The 20,726-nt window shown below is 69.8% G+C and carries 12 protein-coding genes; 8 read left to right on the forward strand and 4 right to left on the reverse strand.

What is annotated here, in order from left to right; translation table 11 throughout:
- The first annotated feature begins 28 nt into the window (after nucleotides 1-28).
- Nucleotides 29-1,201: a PP2C family protein-serine/threonine phosphatase gene (locus ACH4TV_RS38000; protein WP_398405880.1), complete on the forward strand. Its 1,173-nt coding sequence runs from the start codon at nucleotides 29-31 to the stop codon at nucleotides 1,199-1,201.
- Here the strand turns inward: ACH4TV_RS38000 and ACH4TV_RS38005 are convergent.
- The 3 genes from ACH4TV_RS38005 to ACH4TV_RS38015 form a co-directional block, all read right to left on the reverse strand.
- A complete protein-coding gene (locus ACH4TV_RS38005) occupies nucleotides 1,173-2,666 on the reverse strand; it encodes a family 43 glycosylhydrolase (protein WP_398405881.1) in 1,494 nt (497 codons plus the stop codon). The two genes, ACH4TV_RS38000 and ACH4TV_RS38005, sit on opposite strands and share 29 nt — an antisense overlap.
- 15 nt (nucleotides 2,667-2,681) lie before the next feature.
- Complete coding sequence (locus ACH4TV_RS38010; RefSeq protein ID WP_398405882.1) at nucleotides 2,682-5,981, reverse strand: discoidin domain-containing protein; 3,300 nt, start codon at nucleotides 5,979-5,981, stop codon at nucleotides 2,682-2,684.
- A 192-nt stretch (nucleotides 5,982-6,173) separates the two neighbouring features.
- On the reverse strand, nucleotides 6,174-7,202 hold the full coding sequence (locus ACH4TV_RS38015; RefSeq protein ID WP_398405883.1) for a LacI family DNA-binding transcriptional regulator: 1,029 nt from the start codon (nucleotides 7,200-7,202) through the stop codon (nucleotides 6,174-6,176).
- Between the two features lie 216 nt (nucleotides 7,203-7,418).
- Here ACH4TV_RS38015 and ACH4TV_RS38020 point away from each other — a divergent pair, with 216 nt between their 5' ends.
- The 5 genes from ACH4TV_RS38020 to ACH4TV_RS38040 all read left to right on the forward strand — a co-directional run bounded on the left by ACH4TV_RS38020 (nucleotide 7,419) and on the right by ACH4TV_RS38040 (nucleotide 14,752).
- Nucleotides 7,419-8,735: an ABC transporter substrate-binding protein gene (locus tag ACH4TV_RS38020; protein WP_398405884.1), complete on the forward strand. Its 1,317-nt coding sequence runs from the start codon at nucleotides 7,419-7,421 to the stop codon at nucleotides 8,733-8,735.
- Between the two features lie 98 nt (nucleotides 8,736-8,833).
- On the forward strand, nucleotides 8,834-9,745 hold the full coding sequence (locus tag ACH4TV_RS38025; RefSeq protein ID WP_398405885.1) for a carbohydrate ABC transporter permease: 912 nt from the start codon (nucleotides 8,834-8,836) through the stop codon (nucleotides 9,743-9,745).
- Nucleotides 9,746-9,759: 14 nt separating this feature from the next.
- Nucleotides 9,760-10,581 (forward strand): carbohydrate ABC transporter permease, encoded by an 822-nt coding sequence (locus ACH4TV_RS38030; RefSeq protein WP_398405976.1) that lies wholly within the window; start codon nucleotides 9,760-9,762, stop codon nucleotides 10,579-10,581.
- Nucleotides 10,582-10,606: 25 nt separating this feature from the next.
- Nucleotides 10,607-12,559 carry a glycoside hydrolase family 127 protein gene (locus ACH4TV_RS38035; RefSeq protein WP_398405886.1) on the forward strand — a complete coding sequence of 651 codons (1,953 nt, stop codon included), beginning with the start codon at nucleotides 10,607-10,609 and terminating at the stop codon, nucleotides 12,557-12,559.
- Between the two features lie 36 nt (nucleotides 12,560-12,595).
- Entirely contained in the window at nucleotides 12,596-14,752 is a 2,157-nt protein-coding gene (locus ACH4TV_RS38040) for a beta-L-arabinofuranosidase domain-containing protein (RefSeq protein WP_398405887.1), read from the forward strand.
- Nucleotides 14,753-14,808: 56 nt separating this feature from the next.
- Here ACH4TV_RS38040 and ACH4TV_RS38045 read toward each other — a convergent pair whose 3' ends face one another.
- Nucleotides 14,809-18,000, reverse strand: coding sequence for a glycoside hydrolase (locus tag ACH4TV_RS38045; protein WP_398405888.1), 3,192 nt, complete (start codon nucleotides 17,998-18,000; stop codon nucleotides 14,809-14,811).
- Nucleotides 18,001-18,250: 250 nt separating this feature from the next.
- Between ACH4TV_RS38045 and ACH4TV_RS38050 the strand changes: the two genes are divergently transcribed.
- Nucleotides 18,251-18,862, forward strand: coding sequence for a hypothetical protein (locus tag ACH4TV_RS38050; RefSeq protein WP_398405889.1), 612 nt, complete (start codon nucleotides 18,251-18,253; stop codon nucleotides 18,860-18,862).
- 102 nt (nucleotides 18,863-18,964) lie between these two features.
- Nucleotides 18,965-20,701, forward strand: a complete 1,737-nt coding sequence (locus ACH4TV_RS38055) for a hypothetical protein (RefSeq protein ID WP_398405890.1) — start codon at nucleotides 18,965-18,967, stop codon at nucleotides 20,699-20,701.
- The last annotated feature ends 25 nt before the right edge of the window (nucleotides 20,702-20,726 follow it).

The raw sequence follows: 20,726 nt of genomic DNA on the forward strand, positions 1-20,726 counted from the left end.
ATACACAGGTGAGGACTGCGGACAGAACATGAGTCAGGCCCGACACCATGGTGGCGACCACTCGCCGATACGGCCGTTCAGGAACCGCGTGGCCGTGCTGCCCGTCCTGCCCGTGCTGGTCGTCGCGGTCGTCGTGCTCGTCGACCTCTCCGGCGGAGCCGGGATCAGCTGGCTGCCGCTGCTCGCCGTCGGCCCCGCGCTGGCCGCCACCACCAACGGGCCGCGCGGCGTCCTCTGCGTCGGCCTCCTCGCCGTGGCGCTCGGCGCGACCCTCGGCGTCCACGACGGCGTGCCGGGCCGCGAGCTGGCAGCCGTACTGGCCGCCCTGGTGGCCGTCGCCCTGGCGGGCGGCCTGGCCAGCGCGCTGCGCGGGCGCCGGGAACGGGTCCTCGCCGCCGTCCGCTCGGTCGCGGAGACCGCTCAGCACGCGCTGCTCAAGCCCGTACCGGCGACGGTGGGCCCCTTCCAGGTGGCCGTCCGCTACAGCGCCGCGGCGGCCGAGGCCCGGATAGGAGGGGATCTGTACGCGCTGATCCCCACGCCGTACGGGGTGCGGCTGATCGTCGGCGATGTGCGCGGCAAGGGGTTGCCGGCCGTGGGGACCGCCGCGCTGGTGCTCGGGGTGTTCCGGGAGGCCGCCTACGACGAGCCCGACCTCCTCTCCGTCGTCGACCGGATCGAGCGCAGCCTGGCCCGCAACCTCGGCCCCGACGACTTCGTCACCGCCGTGGTCGCCGGGTACCCGCGGACAGGGCACCTGGAGATGGTGAACTGCGGACACGCGCCCCCGCTGCTCGTCCGCGCGGCCGGCGGTGTCGTGCCGGTGGAGCCCGCGCACCCGGCCCCGCCCCTCGGGCTGCGCACCCTCACCGGGCACACCCCCGACCTCCAGGTGCTGCCCTTCGGCGACGGGGACCAGCTCCTGCTGTACACCGACGGGGTCACCGAGGCCCGCGACCGGGGCCGCGCCTTCTACCCGCTCGACGAGGGACTCGCCCGCCATGTCTGCGACGAGCCGTCCCGCACCCTCGGGGCGCTCCACGACGAACTGCTGTCCCATGTCGGCGGCCGGCTGCACGACGACGCGGCGCTGCTCCTGATCCGCAAACCGACGGTCCGGGAAGTGGTGGTTCCCGAACCGGCGGTCTGCGGAGCGGCCGGTACCCGCCCGGCTACTCGCCCGACGGCGCGGTCAGTGTGACGCCGAGGGCCACCGGGGTGCCGAAGTTCGGGGTGCCGTCGGCGTTCCAGGTGAACTTCTGCGCCCTGGTGGAGCGGTTCATGTCGCAGCCGCCGGAGGCGGAGTTGTTGGCGTGGTAGACGATCCAGTCCTCCGTCCCGTCGGGCGACTTGAAGAAGCCGTTGTGGCCCGGTCCGTACACACCGTTGGCGTTGGACCGCTGGAAGACCGGGTTCGGGGACTTGACCCAGGACGCGGAGTTGAGCGGATCGCCCCCGTTGTACGTCAGCATCCCCAGCTTGTAGTCGGGCGTGGAGCAGTGGCTCGCCGAGTAGACGATGAACGTCTTCCCGCCCCGTTGCAGAACCTCGCCGCCCTCGTTGACCGCGCCGCCGACCGTCTCCCAGCTGTAGGTCGGCGTGGACAGCACCCTGCGCGTGCCGCTCGCCGTCCACGGGTTGGACAGCGGCCGGATGAACATGGGCTGCGAGCCGTTGTAGAACGTGCCCAGCAGGTACAGCTGGCCGTTCAACTGGAGGATGCCCGGGTCCAGTTCCCAGGTGTTGTCCTGGGTCGGGTCGAGCAGGTCGGCCTTGAAGCTGTAGGGGCCCATGGGGTCGAGGCCCGCGCTCTCCAGCACATGGATGCGCTGGGTGCCCAGGTCGTACGGCTCCCGTCCGGCCGTGTAGTAGAAGTACCACCGCTTCCCGCTGGGCCCGTCGAGCAGATGGAACTCCGGGGCCCACATCGTGCCCGCCCCGTTGGGCCGCGTCAGGTTGAAGATCACCTGGTCGGTGGCCGTGGCGAGCCCGGCGAGGGTGCTCGCCTTGCGCATGGTGACCGTCGAGTTCCAGGTGGTCGTGGCGAGGTAGTAGGAGCCGTCGTGGTACGTCAGCCAGGGGTCCGGGCCGCGCTGGGAGAGCGGGTTGGTGAAGGTGCGCGTGCCCGTGCCGTCGCTGACGAAGCCGGGCAGCCGCCACACCCTGCCGTTCGCGGTGGCGCACGGCAGTTGCACCAGGCCGGTGTTCGAGGCCGACGAACCGCCGCTCGGCGTCACGCACTTGCCCGAGCTGACGGAGACCAGGTTGAAGGTCTTGTCGGTTCCGGAGACCGTCGCCGGAACGAGCCGCCACTGCTGGTTCGTCCCGCTGTGGCAGGGCCACTGGATGATCGTGGCGTTGTCGGCCGTGGACGCCCCGAAGACGTCGACGCACTGCCCGGACTGCGTGGTGATCGTGTACGTGTCGGACGTCCCGGCGACCGGGGTGTAGCCGAAGTTCTGGTTGGAGCCCGAGCTGCACGTGAACGCGCGGAGCTGCGTGGCGTTGGTCGTCGAACCGCCGGGCAGGTCAAGGCAGTTGCCGCCGTTCTGGTTCACCCCCGTCGACGAGAAGGTGACGGCGGCGGACGCGGGCGGCGCCACCAGGAGGGCGACCACCATGGCGAGCACGGCGACGAGTACGGCCGTACATCTGGAGCGGGTCACTTCGGGCACATCCCTTCAGGGTCCGTACGCCTTGACTTCGAGGAGTCCGACGGAGCTGCTGCCGGTGCCGGTGAGCAGCACCCGTAGCCGGGTGGTGCTGGTGGCGGTGAAGGAGACGGGGTTGTACTGGTTCTTGGCCAGCGAGTAGGCGCCGGCGCCCGGTACGTCCACGTAGGCGCTGCCGTTCCAGTACTGGAGCTTCCACGAGGCGGGCATGTCGATGCCCTGGTCGTCGTCGAAGAAGTACACATCGGCCTTGTTGAGGGTCTTCGCGGTCGGCCAGGTCAGCTCGGCCCACTGCTGGCCCGTCTCCGGCCAGGTCCCCCAGCGCGGGTTCACCGTGTCGTTGGACGAGGGCGGGTCGACGCCGTCGTTGACCGCGGCGGCGCTCTCCCACGGGGAGGTGTAGGAGGCGGAGGCGGTCGCGGAGGACGCCTGGTTGACGGGTGGCTGCGGAGGCTGCACACCGCCCCGGTTGAAGACCTTCACCTCGGTGAGACCCGTCTTCGCGCCGGAGGTATTGGTGGCCAGGACGCGGACGCGCTGGGCGGTGATCGCCGGGAACTGCACGACGTTGTAGTTGGCCCGTGGTGCCGCCGGGTTCTTGGTCTGGCTCGGGGCGTCCACCCACGAACTGCCGTTGTGGTACTGGATGGTGTACGCCGACGGCGCCCTGTACGTCGTACTGGCCGGGCGGCTGTCCTTGAAGTGCAGGCGCACCTCGTTGAGTGTGCGGGGGGCGCCGAAGTTCAGCTCGTACCAGTCCTGGCTGTTGGCGGAGCCGCCGGCGCCCCAGAACGGTTCGTTGGTCGGGTGGCCGTCGACCGCGCCCGACACCGAGCTGCCGGCCCCCGTGTGGGAGGCCGAGACCGTCGCCCCGGAGGCGATGTTGGCCAGGTCGGCGGTGAGGTCGACGCCGGCCTTGGCGAGCATGTCGACCATACGCGGGCTGCTCTGGACCACCTGGTTCGGTGCCTGGAGTCCGGCGACCGCCACGTGGTGGGTGACCGTGCCGCTCGTCGTCACCTCACCGGTGGCCGGGTCCCAGGTGAAGGGCACCAGGGAGTTGACGGTGGCGGCCCGGTTGCCGTTGACGTAGATCGAGTAGCCCTCCGGGACACCCGGGTAACGCACCACGCCGTCGGCGGGGTCGTCCCAGACGACGCTCAGATCGGCGTTGCGGTAGCGGAGGTTGTTGACGGTGAAGTGGCTCCAGCCGATGTCGATCGGGGAGAGCTCGACCTTGGCGTCGCTGCGCGGACGCAGACCGGCGACGTCCTCGATCACCGTCCAGTTGCTGCTGCCCAGGATGTTGTGGTGGATCCAGGAACGGTAGTTGATGCTGCTGCCGTTCCAGTCGGCCCAGAACTCGTTGGCGTCCGGCCACTGGGTGTTGCCGCCGACGTACTGCGCCCAGGTGTTCCAGTAGAGGAGCTTCTTGTAGTCGGTCGCGGTCATCCAGGAGTTGGAGTAGTTGCGCAACACCGAGGAGTACAGCCGGAGCTGGACTGTCGAGTTGATCGTCGAGAAGTTGTTGGAGCCTGGCTCCCCGGCGTCGGCCGCCGCCTTCTTGTCGACCTGGTTGGCCGTGTAGAAGGGGAAGATCGGATACTGGGCCGGGTCGTCGTACAGGCGCAACGCCTGCTTGTAGGCAGTGGTGTTGGGGACGGCTCCGACGGAGAACGGGTAGTAGTTGTTGATCTCCTTCCAGGGCACCCACTCGTTCGTCGACTTCAACCGGTGTTCGAACAACTGCCGGTTGGGGTTCCACAGCACATTGACGATGGCGTCCTTGATCTGCGTCGCGAGCGTGCGCATCTCGGTCGCCTTGGCCGTGTTGCCGGTCGCCTCGTAGGCCTGCGCGGCGGCCAGCGCACCGCTGTACTGGTAGGCGGACTCGGCGCGGTCCATGGTGCCGGGCTTCCAGTGGAAGGAGACCGCGTCGGCGTCGTTGCCGGTCAGCGCGCCCCAGTCGTACTCGATGAGCTTGTTGTTGTCGTGGTCGTAGTGGGCGAGTTGACCCTTGACGTCGCCCTCCGCGTAGCGTGCCAGGCTGGCGGCGATGCCCGGCTGGCCGCCATGGAGCTGGTAGCTCTTCCAGGCCGCCTCGGCGATGTACTGGGTGTAGCTGTTGGACCAGTTCTCCGGGTCACCCGGGTTGTCGAGGAAGCGTCCGCCCTTGGAGGTCTGGCCGACGCTGAGCCAATCCCCGTACGCGTAGGCCGGGTTGCGCAGATACTTCAGGTCGTCGATGTGCATGGGCTGGGTGAGCGCGATCGCGTTGTTGTAGCCGAGGACGCCCTCGGTCGACGTCGGGAACTGGAAGGTCTGCCCGGGGATGTCGGCGTCCAGGTTGTTGAAGCGCATCAGCCACCAGCGGTAGTAGACGCTCTTCTTGATCGCCGGTTCGGGTACGTCGATGTAGGGCACGTTCTGCGCCCACCACAGGTTGTAGGCCCTGACGTGCGTCGCGAAGGCGGTCGCGTTCGAGTAGCCCGCGTAGGCGTTGTACTCGGTGAGCGACTGGGGGATCTCGTCGGTGACGAAGCCCATCACCACCTTGGCGGTCACGGTGGCCCCGGCCGCGACTGTCACCGAGCGGTTGAGGCCGCCGCCGGACACCGTGAAACCGTCGCCGGTGAGGCGGGGGCGAAGGGTCGTGAGGTTGTTGTACGCGTTCACCTGGCCGGTCAGTTCGCTGCCGGTGCCTGTGGTGGCGTACGGCGAAGTCGCCCGTAGTTGCAGGGTGGTTGAGCTGCTGCCGTTGTTCCTGATCGACAGGTTGGTCACGGCCACGTTGTTGTCGGTGATGAACTTGGTCTGGTTCACCGTGACCGCGCCGCCGGTGTGCACGCTGTTCCAGTGGCTGGGCATCTGCCGGCGCTGGGAGACCTGCTCGGTGAAGGTGCCCGGGGTGATCGCGACCGTGTAGGCGTTGTTGTTGCTGATGCTCTCCCAGTAGGCGGCCTGGCCGCCGAAACCGAGCACCGCCGGGTCGTGGGTCTTCATGAAGAGCGCACGGCCACGGCTCATCAGCCAGGGGCCGGCCGGGTCGTCGCCGGAGCGGGCGAGGAGACGGTCCATCCAGAAGTCGGTCCCCGAACTCTCCGCGTCGTAGATGCTCCGCATCATGTCGCCGGGTGTGTACGCGACGGGCGGGGCCGGGATCGCGGGGCCGCTGAAGGTGGGGAACCCGATGGTCTGCGCGGCGGCGGCCGGCGGCGCGGTGACGACGGAACAGACGCTGAGCAGCAGGGCGACGAGGAGATACCTCGTACGCAGGTGGCGTAACAGTTGGGCGTGCGGTCTTCTCATCGGTTGCTCCTTGTCCCGTTGACAACAAGCGTTCGCTCACGATGGCGCCGACGTGCATGGATCCGAAGCGCATGATCCGGCGTGCGCTGAAAACGACCTGAAAGGTTTTCGCAACGTAGAAGCGAGCTGATGAAGTGTCAAGAGAGGTGGATGAGAGCCCAGTTGACCGACCGAGTGGTTCAGGACAGCGGTTCAGGACGACGGCGCCGTCGATCCCCTGAGCACCACCCGGCAGCGCACCGTCTCGATCCCCGAGCGCCGGGCCCCGCCGATCGCGGTGAACAGGGCGTGTGCCGCCGCCCGCCCGACCTGCTCCAGATTCATGTCGACGCTCGTCAGCGGTGGGCGCGAGGAGGTGGTCAGCACCTGCCAGTTGTCGAACCCCAGCACCGCCACGTCCTCCGGCACCCGGTGGCCGCGTTCGCGCAGTCCGTCCATGACACCGCGGGCGATCTGATCGCTGCCGCACAGCACCGCGTCGACGTCCGGGTGCCGGTCGAGCAGCAGCGCGGTGGCCGCCCGCCCCCAGCCCTCCGACCAGGCCCCGAACCGCGGTTCCCCGACCGGGGCGAGACCGGCGTCGGTGAGCGCGGCCAGCGCCCCCTCGGCCCTCTCCCGCGCCGCGAGATACCCCGGGTCGCCGGTGATGTGCGCGATCCGGGTACGGCCGCACGCGATCAGGTGCTCCACGGCGATCCGGCCGGCGTCGACGCTGTCCGGGACGATGGACAGATCGGCCGGATCGTCCGACGGCGCGTACGCGTACACCACCGGGACCGGTAGCTCACGGCCCAGGGACGGACGCGGATCGGTCCGGCTGCCCACCACGATCAGACCGTCGACCCGGCGCCCGAGCAGCGCGCGGACATGGTGCTGTTCGCGGATCGCGTCACCGCGCGCGTCACACAGGAAGACCGCGACCTCGCCCGCGCCGAAGGCGTCCTCGGCGCCCATGAGTATCGGGATGCTGAACCGGCCCTCCAGGTCGCTGGTGAGCAGCCCGACGGTGCCCGTGCGCCCGGCGAGCAGGCCACGGGCCAGCTGGTTGGGCCTGAACGACAGCCGCTCGGCCGCGTCGACCACTCGCTGCCGTGTCTCGGCGCGCACCTGGCTGCGGCCGTTGAGCGCCTTGGACGCGGTGGCGATGGACACACCGGCCAGCCGGGCGACGTCGCTGAGGGTGGCGGGTCGCGAACGAGAGGGGCCGGTGGCCTGTGCCATGGGTGTACTCCTGTCTCGCCTTGCGTGCGTAAACCGTACGCGAGTTGTTTCGGTCGAGGTGGGTCCTGCGTCTTTTCACAGGTTGCGGTGAGTCTCCCATCGGCTCTCCGACTTCCCTTCTGTGCAAGGGGATTGACGGACAGTGAGCCGCGTCCTAGCTTTCAGAAAGCCTTTTCGGTTTCTTTCCGGCGCAGAACCCACACGAGGGGGATCGTTATGGGGAGCACGACCGGACCACGTGGACACCGACGCCGACTTGCCACCGGCGCCGTCGCGCTCCTGACCACCGCGAGCCTGATCACGGCCTGCGGCTCCGGGAACGACGGCTCGGGCGGCGGAGGCGGTGGGGGAGCGGTGGGCGTCACGGGCGCCGACGACGGCGCCACGCTGACGATGTGGACGCGCGCGGCGACCAGACCCCAGAGCGAGGCGCTGGTCAAGGCGTACAACGCGAGCCACAAGAACAAGATCGAGCTGACCGTCGTCCCCACCGACGACTACCAGGCCAAGGTCGGCGCGGCAGCAGGCTCCAAGGACCTGCCCGACCTCTTCGCCTCCGACGTGGTGTTCGTCCCGAACTACACCTCCAGCGGGCTGTTCGCCGACCTCACCGAACGCATCGACGCCCTGCCCTTCGCAGCGAGCCTCGCCCAGTCCCACATCAAGGCCGGCACGTACGAGGACAAGAAGTACGTCGTGCCGCACACCCTCGACCTGTCGGTGCTCTTCTACAACAAGGAGCTGTACCGGCGCGCCAAGCTCGACCCGGAGAAGCCGCCCACCACCCTCGGCGAGTGGGACCGGCAGGCACGCGCCGTGGACGCGCTGGGCGGAGGCGTCAACGGCACCTTCTTCGGCGGCAACTGCGGCGGCTGCGGTGTCTTCACCTGGTGGCCGTCCATCTGGGCGGCGGGGGAGGAGGTGCTGGACAAGGAGGGCACCGGGGCATCGCTCGACTCCGCCACCGCGAAGAAGGTCTACGACACCTACCGGGGCTGGGTCGAGGACGACATCGTCGCCCCCGGCGCCCGCGACGAGACCGGCGCAACCTGGACCGGGGTCTTCCCGAAGGGCGAGGTCGGCGTCATGCCGATGCCCTCGACGACCCTCGGGCTGATGCCCAAGGACCTGGACCTCGGTGTCGCGCCCATCCCCGGACCCGACGGCGGCAGGTCCACCTTCGTCGGCGGTGACGCCATCGGCATCGCCGCCACCAGCAAGTCGGCCGACCAGGCCTGGAACTTCCTCGCCTGGTCACTGGGCGACAAGGCACAGGTCGACGTGGTCGCCGCCCACAAGGACGTGGTGGCACGCACCGACCTCGCGTCCAACACGTACTCCCAGGCGGACCCGCGACTGGTGGCCATCAACGAACTGGTGGCGGACGGCCGTACCCCGTACGCCCTCAAGTTCGGCCAGACCTTCAACGACCCCAACGGCCCCTGGCTGAGCCTGATGCGCGACGCCGTCTTCGGCGACGGGTCGGACATCGACAAGGACAACGACGCGGTGAGCGCTTCCCTGGCCGACTGATCGCCCCTGAGAGACAGGGGCGAAGCCTCGTCTCTCAGGGGCGCGGGGAACTGCGCGACCAGCCCCCACCCACCCGCAGCGCACGGCAGAGGAGAGCCATGCAGGTGAAGGCGGCCGATCGGCCACCCGCGCGCCGGTGGACGTCCCGCAAGGCTCAGGGTCTCGCCTACGCCGCCCCCACGGCCGTGTTCGTCACCGTGTTCTTCCTGCTGCCGCTGCTGCTCGTCGGGCAGATGTCCCTCAGCGACTGGCCGCTCCTCGCCGGCGACCGGGGCGTCAACGCGCCCGAGAACTTCACCGACGCCATCGACAGCACCCTGTTCTGGCCCGCGGTCCGCTTCACCCTTCTCTACACGGTGATCGTCACGGTCGTCCTCCTCGGCCTGGCACTCCTTCTCGCGCTGCTGGTACAGGAGTTCCGGCCGGGGGCGGGGTTCTTCCGGACGGTCTACTTCCTGCCCAGCGCCCTCGGGCTGGCCTCCGCGTCCCTGCTCTTCTGGGGGCTGTACAGCCCGACCACGGGCCCGCTCAGCAGCATCCTCGAAACCCTGGGCCTCGTCGACGAACCGGTGTCCTTCCTCGGCACGCCGACCTCGGCCCTCCTCTCGACGGTCTTCCTGATCGTCTGGAAGTTCGCCGGCTTCTACATGCTGATCCTTCTCGTGGGCCTCCAGCGCATCCCCCACGAGGTGTTCGAGGCGGCCCGTATGGACGGCGCGAGCCGTGGCCAGATCTTCCGTTCCATCACCCTGCCGCTGCTGCGTCCGTCCCTCGCGCTGACCCTGCTGCTCTGCGTGACCGGATCGCTGCTCGCCTTCGACCAGTTCTTCGTCCTGACCAAGGGCGGACCGGACAACAGCACGGTCACCGTCGTCCAGTTGATCTACCGCGAGGCCTTCCAGCGGATGAACCTCGGTACGGCGGCGGCCCTTTCGGCCATCGTGCTCGGCGTGCTGCTCCTGCTCAACGCCCTCCAGTTCCGCGGCCTGCGCCGCGCCGACGAGTCATGAGAGGGACCCCGACCGTGCTGGCCCGCACCCTCGGCCGAACGCCCTACTACGTCGTCGCCGGAGGACTGGCCGTCATCTTCCTCTTCCCCCTGGTGTGGAACGCCTGGGCCTCGGTCAGCGGACAGCCCGGCACCGCACAGGAGTCCGGCTACGGCCTCGGCAACTACCGCACCCTGCTCGACTACGACGCGGGCCTGTGGCGCTACCTCCTCAACAGCACCGTCGTCTCGGCGCTCACCGTCGCCCTGACCCTCGGGGTGTCCCTGCTGGGCGGCTACGCCTTCGCCCGCTTCGACTTCCCCGGAAAGAACCTGCTGTTCCTGCTCACCCTGGCCATCCTCATGGTCCCGTACGCCACCCTGCTCATCCCCCTCTACGTCCTGCTCGGCCGGCTCCACCTCCAGAACTCGCTGATCGGGCTGAGCCTCGTCCTGGCCATGTTCCAGCTGCCGTTCGCCACCTTCATGATGCGGATCTCCTTCGAGGCGGTACCGCGCGAACTGGAGGAGTCGGCGCTCGTCGACGGCTGCGGCACGGCCGGCGCACTGCGCCGGGTGCTTCTGCCCGCCGTACGACCGGGGCTGATCACCGTCGGTCTGTTCGCGTTCCTCGCCGCCTGGAACGACTTCATCGCCCCGCTGATCCTCATCTCCGACAGCGAGAAGGCACCCCTGCCGCTGGCCGTGGCCAACCTGCGCCAGCAGAGCATGGGCGCCGTCGACTACGGCGCCACCGAGGCGGGTGTGGTGGTCCTCGCCGTGCCGTGTCTCCTCCTCTTCCTGCTGCTCCAACGGCACTACGTACGGGGTTTCATGTCGGGCGCGCTCAAGGGCTGACGAACCGGATGAAAGGCATCAATTGGTGAGCGATAACCGAGAGTTGTCGACCGTGCTGCCCGTGGCACCGACCCGGGGACGGCTGCGTCCGCTGGGTCTGGACGAGGTCAGGATCACCGGCGGCTTCTGGGCCCGGCGCCGGGAGACCAACGCCAACGCCACACTCGCCCACAGCCGCGACTGGATGGAACGCGTCGGCTGGACCGGCAACTTCCGGGCCGTCGCCGAGGGCCGCGTCCAACGGGACCGGCGGGGAAGGGAGTTCGCGGACTCCGAGCTCTACAAACTCCTCGAAGCGATGGCCTGGCAGACGGGCACGGGCACCGGTGCCGCGTTCGACCCGGACATCGCCGCGCTCACCGAGGCCGTCGCATCCGCCCAGGAACCGGACGGCTACCTGAACACCGCCTTCGGCCACCCCGGACAGCAGCCCCGCTACAGCGACCTCGAATGGGGTCACGAACTGTACTGCTACGGGTTCCTGATCCAGGCGGGCATCGCCCAGGCCAGGACCCGCGGCGAGGGCGAACTCACGAAGGTCGCCCGACGCGCCGCCGACCACATCTGCGCCACCTTCGGCCGCGGCGGCATCGAGCGCGTCTGCGGCCACCCGGAGATCGAGACCGCCCTGGTCGAACTGGCCAGGCTGACCGGCGAGCAGCGCTACCTCGACCAGGCCGCGCTGTTCATCGACCGCCGAGGCCACGGCACCCTCGCCGACAGCGAGTTCGGCCGCGTCTACTACCAGGACGACCTGCCCGTACGGGAGGCCACGGTGCTGCGCGGCCACGCCGTCCGCGCCCTCTACCTCGCCGCCGGCGCCGTCGACGTGGCCATGGAGACCGGGGACGACGAGCTCCTCGCCGCAGTCGTACGGCAGTGGGAGGCCGCGATCGCCCGGCGCACCTATCTGACCGGCGGCATGGGCTCGCACCACCGGGACGAGTCCTTCGGCGACGACTTCGTCCTCCCGCCGGACCGCGCCTACTCGGAGACCTGCGCCGGCGTCGCCTCCGTCCAGCTCGGCTGGCGGCTGCTCCTGGCCACCGGCGACCCGCGCTACGCCGACCTCGCCGAACGGACCCTCTTCAACGTGGTCGCCACCTCCCCGTCCGAGGACGGCCGGTCCTTCTTCTACGCCAACACCCTGCACCGCCGACACCGGGGCGCCGCGCCCGCCACGGACGCCGTGAGCCCGCGCGCCGAATCCGGCCTGCGCGCCCCCTGGTTCGCGGTGTCGTGCTGCCCGACCAACGTGGCGCGCACACTGGCCGCGCTGCCCGCGTATGTGGCGACGGCGGACGACCAGGGCATCCAGCTCCACCAGTACGCCGACGCGGAGATCGCCACCTCCCTCACCGGCGGCCACGGCGTCGCGCTCCGCGTCCGCACCGACTACCCGTCCGGCGGAACCGTGACGGTACGGATCGACCGCTCGTCCCCGGCCCGCCCCTGGACGCTGTCGCTGCGCGTCCCCGCCTGGACGGCGGGCGCCACGGCCTGCCTGGTCGACCCGGACGGGATCCGCCGCACGGTCGCCCCGGGCACGGCGGAGGTCACCCGGGTCTTCCTTCCCGGCGACGAGATACGGCTCGAACTGCCCGTGACGCCACGGTGGATCGCCCCGGACCCGCGCATCGACGCCGTACGCGGCACAGTCGCCGTCCAGCGCGGCCCGCTGGTGTACTGCGCCGAGTCCGTGGACCTGCCGGACGGGCGTGAGGTCGACGCCGTACGGGTGGACCCCTCCGCCGAGCCGGAGGACGGGCCGGACGACACCGTGGTCGCACCGGGCGAACTCGTCGATCAGACCGACCCGGGCGACGCCCCCTGGCCGTACCGGGCGCTGGACCGAACCCCCGCTTCCACCACTGCTCCCACCGCCGAACGCACCGGCGTCGTCCTCGTCCCGTACAACTCCTGGGCGAACCGCGGCCCTTCGACGATGCGCGTGTGGCTGCCGACGACAGAACCGTAGACCAGACCCGCCGAACCCCACGATCGGAGTCCGAGCATGTCTCAACCCCCCACCCGCCGCCGTCTGTTGAGACTCGCCGCAGGGACCGCTGCGGCCACCCCGCTGGCGTACGCCGTCCCTGCGGCACACGCGGCCCCGGCCCTCCCCGCCGCACCCGGCGAAGGCGCAGCCCTCCCCGTGCAAGCCCCGTCCACCTGGGCCGTACAGCCCTTCCCCCTGGACCAAGTCACCCTGGGCGACGGCGTGTTCCGTCGCAAGCGCGACCTGATGCTCGAATACGCCAGGGCCTACCCGGCCGACCGCATCCTCGCCGTCTTCCGGGCCAACGCCGGGCTCGACACCCGTGGCGCACAGCCGCCCGGCGGCTGGGAGACCTCCGACGGGAACCTGCGCGGCCACTTCGGCGGCCACTTCCTCACGCTCGTCGCCCAGGCGTACGCCGACACGCGTGAGGCCGCGCTGAAGACCAAGCTCGACTACCTGGTCGGCGCGCTGGGTGAGTGCCAACAGGCCCTGGCGGACCACGGATCCCCGCGACCCAGCCACCCCGGGTACCTGGCCGCGTACCCGGAGACGCAGTTCATCCTCCTGGAGAGCTACACGACCTACCCCACCATCTGGGCGCCCTACTACACCTGCCACAAGATCATGCGCGGCCTCCTCGACGCCCACACCCTCACAGGGAACCAGCAGGCCCTGACGATCGCCTCGAAGATGGGCGACTGGGTGCACAGCAGGCTCAGCCGCCTGCCCCAGGCCCAGTTGGAGCGCATGTGGTCGATCTACATCGCCGGTGAGTACGGCGGCATGAACGAGGTGCTGGCCGACCTGTATGCCTTCACCGGCCGGGCGGAACACCTCGCCGCCGCCCGCTGCTTCGACAACACCGCGCTGCTGGAGGCCTGTTCGGAGAACCGCGACATTCTGGATGGCAGGCACGCTAACCAGCACATTCCTCAATTCACCGGCTACCTGCGGTTGTTCGACCACACGGGGGAGCAGGAGTACGCCGCTGCCGCCCGCAACTTCTGGGGCATGGTCGTGGGTTCGCGGACGTACAGCCTGGGCGGTACCGGCCAGGGTGAGATGTTCCGGGCGCGGAACGCGATCGCGGCGACCCTCGCGGACAACAACGCCGAGACGTGTGCGACGTACAACATGCTGAAGCTGAGCCGGCAGTTGTTCTTCCACACCCCCGACGCCGCCTACATGGACCACTACGAGCGGGGCCTGACCAACCACATCCTCGCCTCCCGCCGGGACGTCCGGAGCACGGGCAGCCCGGAGGTCACGTACTTCGTCGGGATGGGCCCGGGGGTCGTGCGGGAGTACGGCAACACCGGTACGTGCTGCGGCGGTACCGGGATGGAGAACCACACCAAGTACCAGGACTCGGTGTACTTCCGCTCCGCCGACGGCAACGCGCTCTACGTCAACCTGTACCTCGCCTCCACCCTGCGCTGGCCGGAGCGCGGCCTCGTCGTCGATCAGACGAGCGACTACCCGGCCGAGGGCGTGCGCACCCTGACGTTCCGTGAGGGTGGGGGCAGTCTCGACCTGAAGCTGCGGGTCCCGTCCTGGGCGACGGGAGGCGTCACCGTCACCGTCAACGGGGTTCCGCAGCCGACCGGTGCCGTACCGGGCAGCTACCTCACCCTGAGCAGGAACTGGCAGCGCGGCGACCGGGTCGCCGTCTCCGCTCCCTACCGCCTGCGCGTGGAACGGGCGTTGGACGATCCCACCGTCCAGTCGGTGTTCTACGGACCGGTCCTGCTGGTCGCCCGGAGCCAGGCCACCGGGCTCCGCACGTTCTCCTTCTACAAGGACTTCACGCTACGGGGCGACCTCGCCGCCTCGGTCAGACCGGAGGGCCGCCCGCTGCACTTCACCACGCACGGTCTGACCCTGGCCCCGTTCCACATCGCCGACGACGCCCGCTACCACGCCTACTTCAGGCGCTCCGAGCCCGTCGTCGTGTTCGGCACGGCAACCTCCGGCGTACCGAACCGCGCCCGCGCGGACGGCCTGACCTTCCTCGACGTGCTCTGGGCACAGGCGCCCTTCGCCTCCCAGAGCGGCTTCCTGGACGCGGTACGCGTCCTCGCCGACGGCTGGCTGTCCCAGGGGCTGTTCACCCGCGCCGAGCGGGACGCGGTCGTCGCCGCGGCGGTGCGGGCGAACCTGCGGCGCTGAACGCCGGAGGGGAGGGGACCCGCGAACAGCGGGTCCCCTCCCCTCCGGACGGGCACTCAGCGTCGTACGAGTGTGATCCGGTACGTCGTCGTCCGGGTTCCGTCCTCACCGGTCACCGTGACGACGGCCTGCGTGCGGCCGTGCTCGCGGACCTTCTCGACCGTGACGGTCGCGTAGGGATCGCGAGCCGTCGCCGTGATCACGGCCCGGGCCGGGTCCCTCGTCGCGACCCGGTAGTCGGTCGTGCCGGCGTCGAAGCCCGCGACCGGAACACCGGCCACCTCGATCGCCGCGGCGGCCGAATCCGAGGCGACGGCAGGGGACTTGGCGTACACCTCGATCTCGCCCATGGTGACGTAACCGCCCGGACGTGCCGTCATGACCACCCGCACCCCGGTCGTCGGCCCCGCCGTCAGCGGTACGTCGACCACCGGTGTGCCCTCGGTCCCGACCGCGACGGCGCCGCTCGCGTCGACCCACGTGCCGTCGGCCGCCCGTACCTGAACCTTCAGGCTCTCGGGGAAGGACGCGCTGGACCCGTCCCGGTGGAAGTGCGCGACGATCCGGTCCAGGCCGCGGGCCTTCGGCAGCGTGAACGTGACGGTGTCGGAGGGGTTCTTGGTGTTCCCCGGCTTCCAGTTGGACCACGCCTTCTCGGCCAGGGTGCCGTTGCGCAGCCGCTCGGCGGAGTACCCGCTCTCCGTGAACGTGGCGGCGACGGCTACATCCTGGTCGGGCGCGATGTTGGCCGACACCGGTTCCGTGACCTGGACGCGTACGGTCGCGTCGGCCGTACCGCTGCCGACGATCCGGGCGACGCCGTGCAGGGTCACGACCCCGGTCGCGTCGAACGCCCCGTCGGGCGCCGGGTCCCAGGTGACCGGAAGGTCGGTCCGGCCGCCGTGCGCGCCGACGCCGACGACCGTGGCCGGCAGCTCCGGTTGCCCGCCCACGTACGTCTTGGCACGTCCGGGCACCGTCGAGGCGATCGTGTCGATGGTGACGACCGCCTTCGCGGGGATCTTCCGCCCGAGCGCGTCGGTCGCCTCACCCTTCACCCGCACCGTCCCGGGATCGCGCCAGGCCCGGTCCGACGGCAGGTCCCACACCACGGGAAGGGCGCCCCGGGCACCGTCGCGGAACACCGGTGTCACCGTTTCGGGCAGCTCGGGCCGCAGCCGGGGGACGGTGAACGCCGTGGCCGGCTCGGTCCGCAGGACCGTCTCGTCGGTCACGGCCCAGCGCTGGTTCGCCGCCGAGGTCGGGGTGTACGTCGACACCTTCGCGCCGTCCGTGGAGGACTGCCCGGTGACGTCGAGGAGGCGGCCGGTGGCGGCGTTGACGAACGTCCAGGTGCCGTCGCCGGTCGTCGACAGGATCCACTGGGCGCCGGTGTCGGGCTCCGTGCCCGCCGGGTCCTCCAGGACGGCCTGGTTGTCGCGCACGGCGAGCCGTTTGCCGGTGGTGACGCTGGTGAGGGCGTAGCGCTCGCGGTGGCTCGTCCCGTCGGTCAGCTGCTCCGCGGACCACAACTGCTGCGCGCTGCCCGCGTCGGTCGTGCGGATGACGATGCCGCTGCCGTCGTCCGACGGGGCCAGCGACTTGCCGCTCTGGGCGCCCTGGAACCGGTAGACATGCCCGGACTGTACGAGGGCGGCATCCTTCGCGACGCCGCTGACACCCTCGACCAGGAAGGTGGTCACCGACTGCGCGGGGACGGTGAGTGTGGCTGTCCGGTCGGTCACCCGCACCGGTGCGCCCTTCACGAGTGCGCCGTCGGTGCTCGTCACCACGGGCGTGACGGAGGCCTGCCGCGCGACCTTGCCGAAGCGCGCCAGGTCGAGGGTCACGGAGCGCGCGGACGTACCGCTGTTCACGTGCACGACCGTCGCCGCCCGGCCGGACTCCTTCACCGCGGCGACGCTGGAGGGATCGTCGGTCTTCACGAAGTGATCGCCGGGGCGGATGTAGTGGGTGAAGTTCCGGATGGTGTGGAACTTGGAGTTGGCCTTGATCGGGCAGGTCTCCAGGGTGTCCGTGGCCGTGCAGTTGAACGGGACATGGATGCTGCCCCAGTTCTTGCCGGCCGCGGCCTGCGGGATCGAGTCCTCGATCGGCTGCCAGAACACCCAGGCGGAGGGCTCCAGTTCACGCATGTCGTCGACCATCCGGGTGGCGATGCCGAGCCCCGGTTCCATGCTCGTGAAGTCGGTGCCCGTACCCCAGTTGCCCTCGACCTCGCTCATCCACAGCTTCTTGTCCGCGCCCTTGGCGATGTCCCGGGCGCTGGTGCGCATGCCGGTGCCGTAGGTGTGCACGTTGAGCTGCTCGACGGCGGCTCGGGCTTCGGCGCTGTAGGCGTTCCAGTTCTGGGTGAAGATGCCCGGGTTGGTCTCGTCCATCGCGGAGATCGCGGCGTCGGTCTTCGCCCCGGCGAGTGCCTTGTCGAGGGCCAGGATGACCTTCTGCTGGAGCCCCGGCCCGGCGTGCGCGCCTTCCTGACGGCCGCCGGTGGGCTGGCCGTTGGCGCCCAACTGGGTACCCCAGTAGTTGGTGTTGGGCTCGTTCAGCGGATCGATGGTGTCGAACGTGATGCCGTGCCGCTGCTCCATCTCCTCGGTCACCCGCACCAGGTACTCGGCGAACTCGTCGACACGGTCCGCGCGGATCTGGTCCGTGTTCGCGTCGAAGCCCCCGGAGACGTAACCGCTGACGGTCTGGAACCAGGGCGGCGAGTTGCTGAACGCCTCCCAGGTGGTGATCTTGTCCTTGATCTGGTCCACCCACCAGCGCTGGCCCGCGTCGGCGTCCCAGTCCCAGTGGTCCGGGTTGTTCGGATCCCACCAGTCCATGTCCTTCTGGGTGGTGCCCTCAGGGGCCTTCCAGAAGCCGTCCATGGTCGCGCCGGCCTTCATGTAGTCCTTGCGGACGTCCGGGGCGTTGCCGCCGCCGATGTTGTAGCGCGCGATGTTGAGGTCGAGCCCGTCCTCGCCGAACAGCATGTCCACGAGCTGTCTTCGGACGGGTTCCGGATAGCCGCCCGTCGCGTTGGCGAACCAGACGAGACTTGTTCCCCAGCCTTCGAACTCCTGTTGCTGGTAGGACGGGTCGACCCGCACGGTGACCGAGCTCAGCGCCGCCGCGTCCGCGCCCGCAGCGGGCTGTGGGACCAGAAGACCCGCGCCGAGAACCAGGGGGACCGTCGGGGCCAGGGCCCGGGCGATGCGTTGGCGGTGCCGAGGGGACACGGCACTCCCTTCCACAGACAAGGAGGTGAACAGAACCGAACAGAAGGAATCGCGCTGACGGCATGCTTGATGACAAAAATGAACACGTCAAGATGGTGCGCACGTTCCGTCAAGTTCCGCTGCGAGGGCTGGGCTTGGTGCAGTTCATTGACGTGCCCGAAACATCTGGCTAGCCTCCCGGCAACCTGGGAAAGCGCTTTCAGGACACCGTCGTCCCCACGCGACGGCTCATCCCCCCACAGGAGCCCCCATGAGTTCACAGCGAGCCACCTGGCGCAACAAGGCGGTCGTGGCCGCCCTGGCAGCCGCGATGCTGGCAGGTCCCGGCATCGCCCAAGCAGCCCCGCAGACCGCCCCGGCCGGGGAGCGAGCCGCGGCAGCCACCATCACCTGGTCCCTCACCCGGGCGAGCAACCCCACGGCGGACCAGCAGAGTGCGTACGACCTCATCACCACGGCCATGAACGCCGCCGTCGCCCGCTACAACAACCTCAGCGACCTCGGGAAGACCATCACCGTCCGCTACGAGCCCGGCGTGCCCACCGCCGACGGCAACCTCAACGGGACCATCCGCTTCGGCAGCAACCGCAGTTACATGAAGGAGCGGACCGCTCTGCACGAGATCGCCCACACCATAGGCGTGGGCACCAGCTCGGGCTGGTCCACCCACGGCGGCAGCGGCACCTGGACGGGTGCCCAAGCCACGGCGCTGGTACGGCAGTTCGACGGTTCGAGCGCCAAACTGTCGACCGGCGGCGGACACTTCTGGCCCTACGGCCTGAACTACGACAACGAGTTCTCCGGCACGGCGGCCGACCGCCATGTCCGGATCGTCGCCGCCATGAAGAACGACGGGCTGTAGACGGCGGGAACGGTTGGTGCCTGATGACAAAGGCGTCACCGGGGGCTGCGTTCTTGTGAGCACCGCCTGATCGCGGGCACCCCGCGGTCCTACCGTCCCGCTATGAACACGAGTCGCAGGAGAGGGACCTCCGAGAAGAGGGTGGGCAGCACCGTGCTCGCGGTGCTGCTGACCACCGGAATGCTCACCGCCGTGGCCCCGGAAGCGCACGGAGAGAGCGTGCGCACCGAGGCCCCCGTCGTGTCGTCGAGCGCGGTCGCGGTCGCCGGGGTGACCGAGTCGGTGGTCCGGGTGAAGGCACCGCTGCCGGCGTCCTTCGGGGCACGGCCGGCGGCGTGCGACTGGCTGTCGTACCTGCGCTACCGCTCCTCAGAAGGGCCGGCGGAGTCGGCCGACGCCGACCGGATCCTCGTCGCCCAGCCGGGCATCCTGGAAGGCGCCGGAGCGTTCGACAGCACCGCCCGCAACACCGTGGCGCGCGCTGCCGAACGGGGCCTGCACATCGAGTTCTGGGCCCTGGACCGGCGCTCCAACTGCCTGGAGGACCACACCGGTATCGCCTCCGGCGACCAGCACACGGCCGTCGACTACTACTACCGGGGCAAGCAGGTCGAGGGCCGTACCTTCGCCGGGTTCCTCGGCAACGACAAGCTCGGCTGGATGGCGAAGCTCGGCATCGAGCAGACCGTCCGCGATCAATACACCCTGCTCACCGCCGAGTTGCCCGATCAGGGGTTGCGTGAGCGCAAGGTGCTGTGCGGCGGGCACTCCCTGGGCGGCGTGATCACCGGGTATTTCGCGGTCGCCGACTTCGACGGCAACCCCGCCACCACCGCCGACGCCGGACACCGTCAGTGCGCCGGGTACTTCGCCCTCGACACCACCGTCTCCACCTCGCTCGCCGACCTGAGCGGCAGCATCCCGGACGACACCAACCTGCCCGACATCGGCCTCGGTTACGGCGTCGTGCAGGCCGGGCTCGACAGCGGAGTGCTGCCGCGGTCGCTGTCCGCGCCGGTGCTGCTCAACGCCGAGACGATGACCCTGCTGGCCATCGCGGGCGTCGGCGCCGTACGGGATCCGGGCGGCGAGGCCGACCTGCCGTCCTATCTGCCCGCCAACGTCAACATCGAGGCCACGAACCGCTTCCTGTTCGCCAAGGACGCCGCCGCCTTTCTCACGGGCTCACCGGCCGTGAAGGACTTCCGGCTCACCAACGAGGCGGTGCTCGGCGCGCTGCTGGACGACAACTCCGTACCGCTGGCGTTCCTCCAGAGCAGCGTGGGGTTCTTCGACGGCGGGCCGATCGTGGACAAGACCTTCCCCGTCGCCAACGGCGGTGACCAGCAGCCGGGGCTGTTCGGCACCGCCTACAAGGCCATCCCGGACCGGCCGCACGGGCCGCTCTACAGCTGGCGCAACTACGACCGCGTCGGCGACCGCGACGACCCCGGGTACCGGTCGGCCGACGGGACGCCGTTCACCGGCGCGGGCAAGGAGGTCACCGACATCCAGGAACTGGCCCGGAGCCTGGCCGAGCAGCCGCTCGACTTCACGGAGCACTACTTCCCGACCAAGCTGGTCACGGACCTCCAACTGGCCACCTCCCCGCAGGTGAAGCGCCTGATCGTGCACCCCGAGGGGCTCGCCGCCGACCCGACGCTCACCGTGCTCGCGGGCGACGGACTGCTGGCGGGCCGGGTCCCGGCGGACCTGCACCCCGTGGTCGCCGACGGCTACCAGCACCTCGACGTGCTGACCGCCGCACCCGAACAGAACAACGGCCGGCCCGAGCCGGTGTCCACAGCTCTCACGGAGTTCGCCCGAGAGCCCAAGTAGCAACGCCCACACCAGCCACGCCCCC

Source organism: Streptomyces sp. NPDC020898, from assembly GCF_044333925.1.
Taxonomy (GTDB): domain Bacteria; phylum Actinomycetota; class Actinomycetes; order Streptomycetales; family Streptomycetaceae; genus Streptomyces.

Bases quoted from the DNA above. Each gene is read 5' to 3' on its own strand.
- ACH4TV_RS38000 (WP_398405880.1), top strand. From the start codon at position 29: ATGAGTCAGGCCCGACACCATGGTGGCGACCACTCGCCGATACGGCCG.
- ACH4TV_RS38010 (WP_398405882.1), bottom strand. From the start codon at position 5,981: ATGAGAAGACCGCACGCCCAACTGTTACGCCACCTGCGTACGAGGTAT.
- ACH4TV_RS38015 (WP_398405883.1), bottom strand. From the start codon at position 7,202: ATGGCACAGGCCACCGGCCCCTCTCGTTCGCGACCCGCCACCCTCAGC.
- ACH4TV_RS38020 (WP_398405884.1), top strand. From the start codon at position 7,419: ATGGGGAGCACGACCGGACCACGTGGACACCGACGCCGACTTGCCACC.
- ACH4TV_RS38025 (WP_398405885.1), top strand. From the start codon at position 8,834: ATGCAGGTGAAGGCGGCCGATCGGCCACCCGCGCGCCGGTGGACGTCC.
- ACH4TV_RS38040 (WP_398405887.1), top strand. From the start codon at position 12,596: ATGTCTCAACCCCCCACCCGCCGCCGTCTGTTGAGACTCGCCGCAGGG.
- ACH4TV_RS38050 (WP_398405889.1), top strand. From the start codon at position 18,251: ATGAGTTCACAGCGAGCCACCTGGCGCAACAAGGCGGTCGTGGCCGCC.
- ACH4TV_RS38055 (WP_398405890.1), top strand. From the start codon at position 18,965: ATGAACACGAGTCGCAGGAGAGGGACCTCCGAGAAGAGGGTGGGCAGC.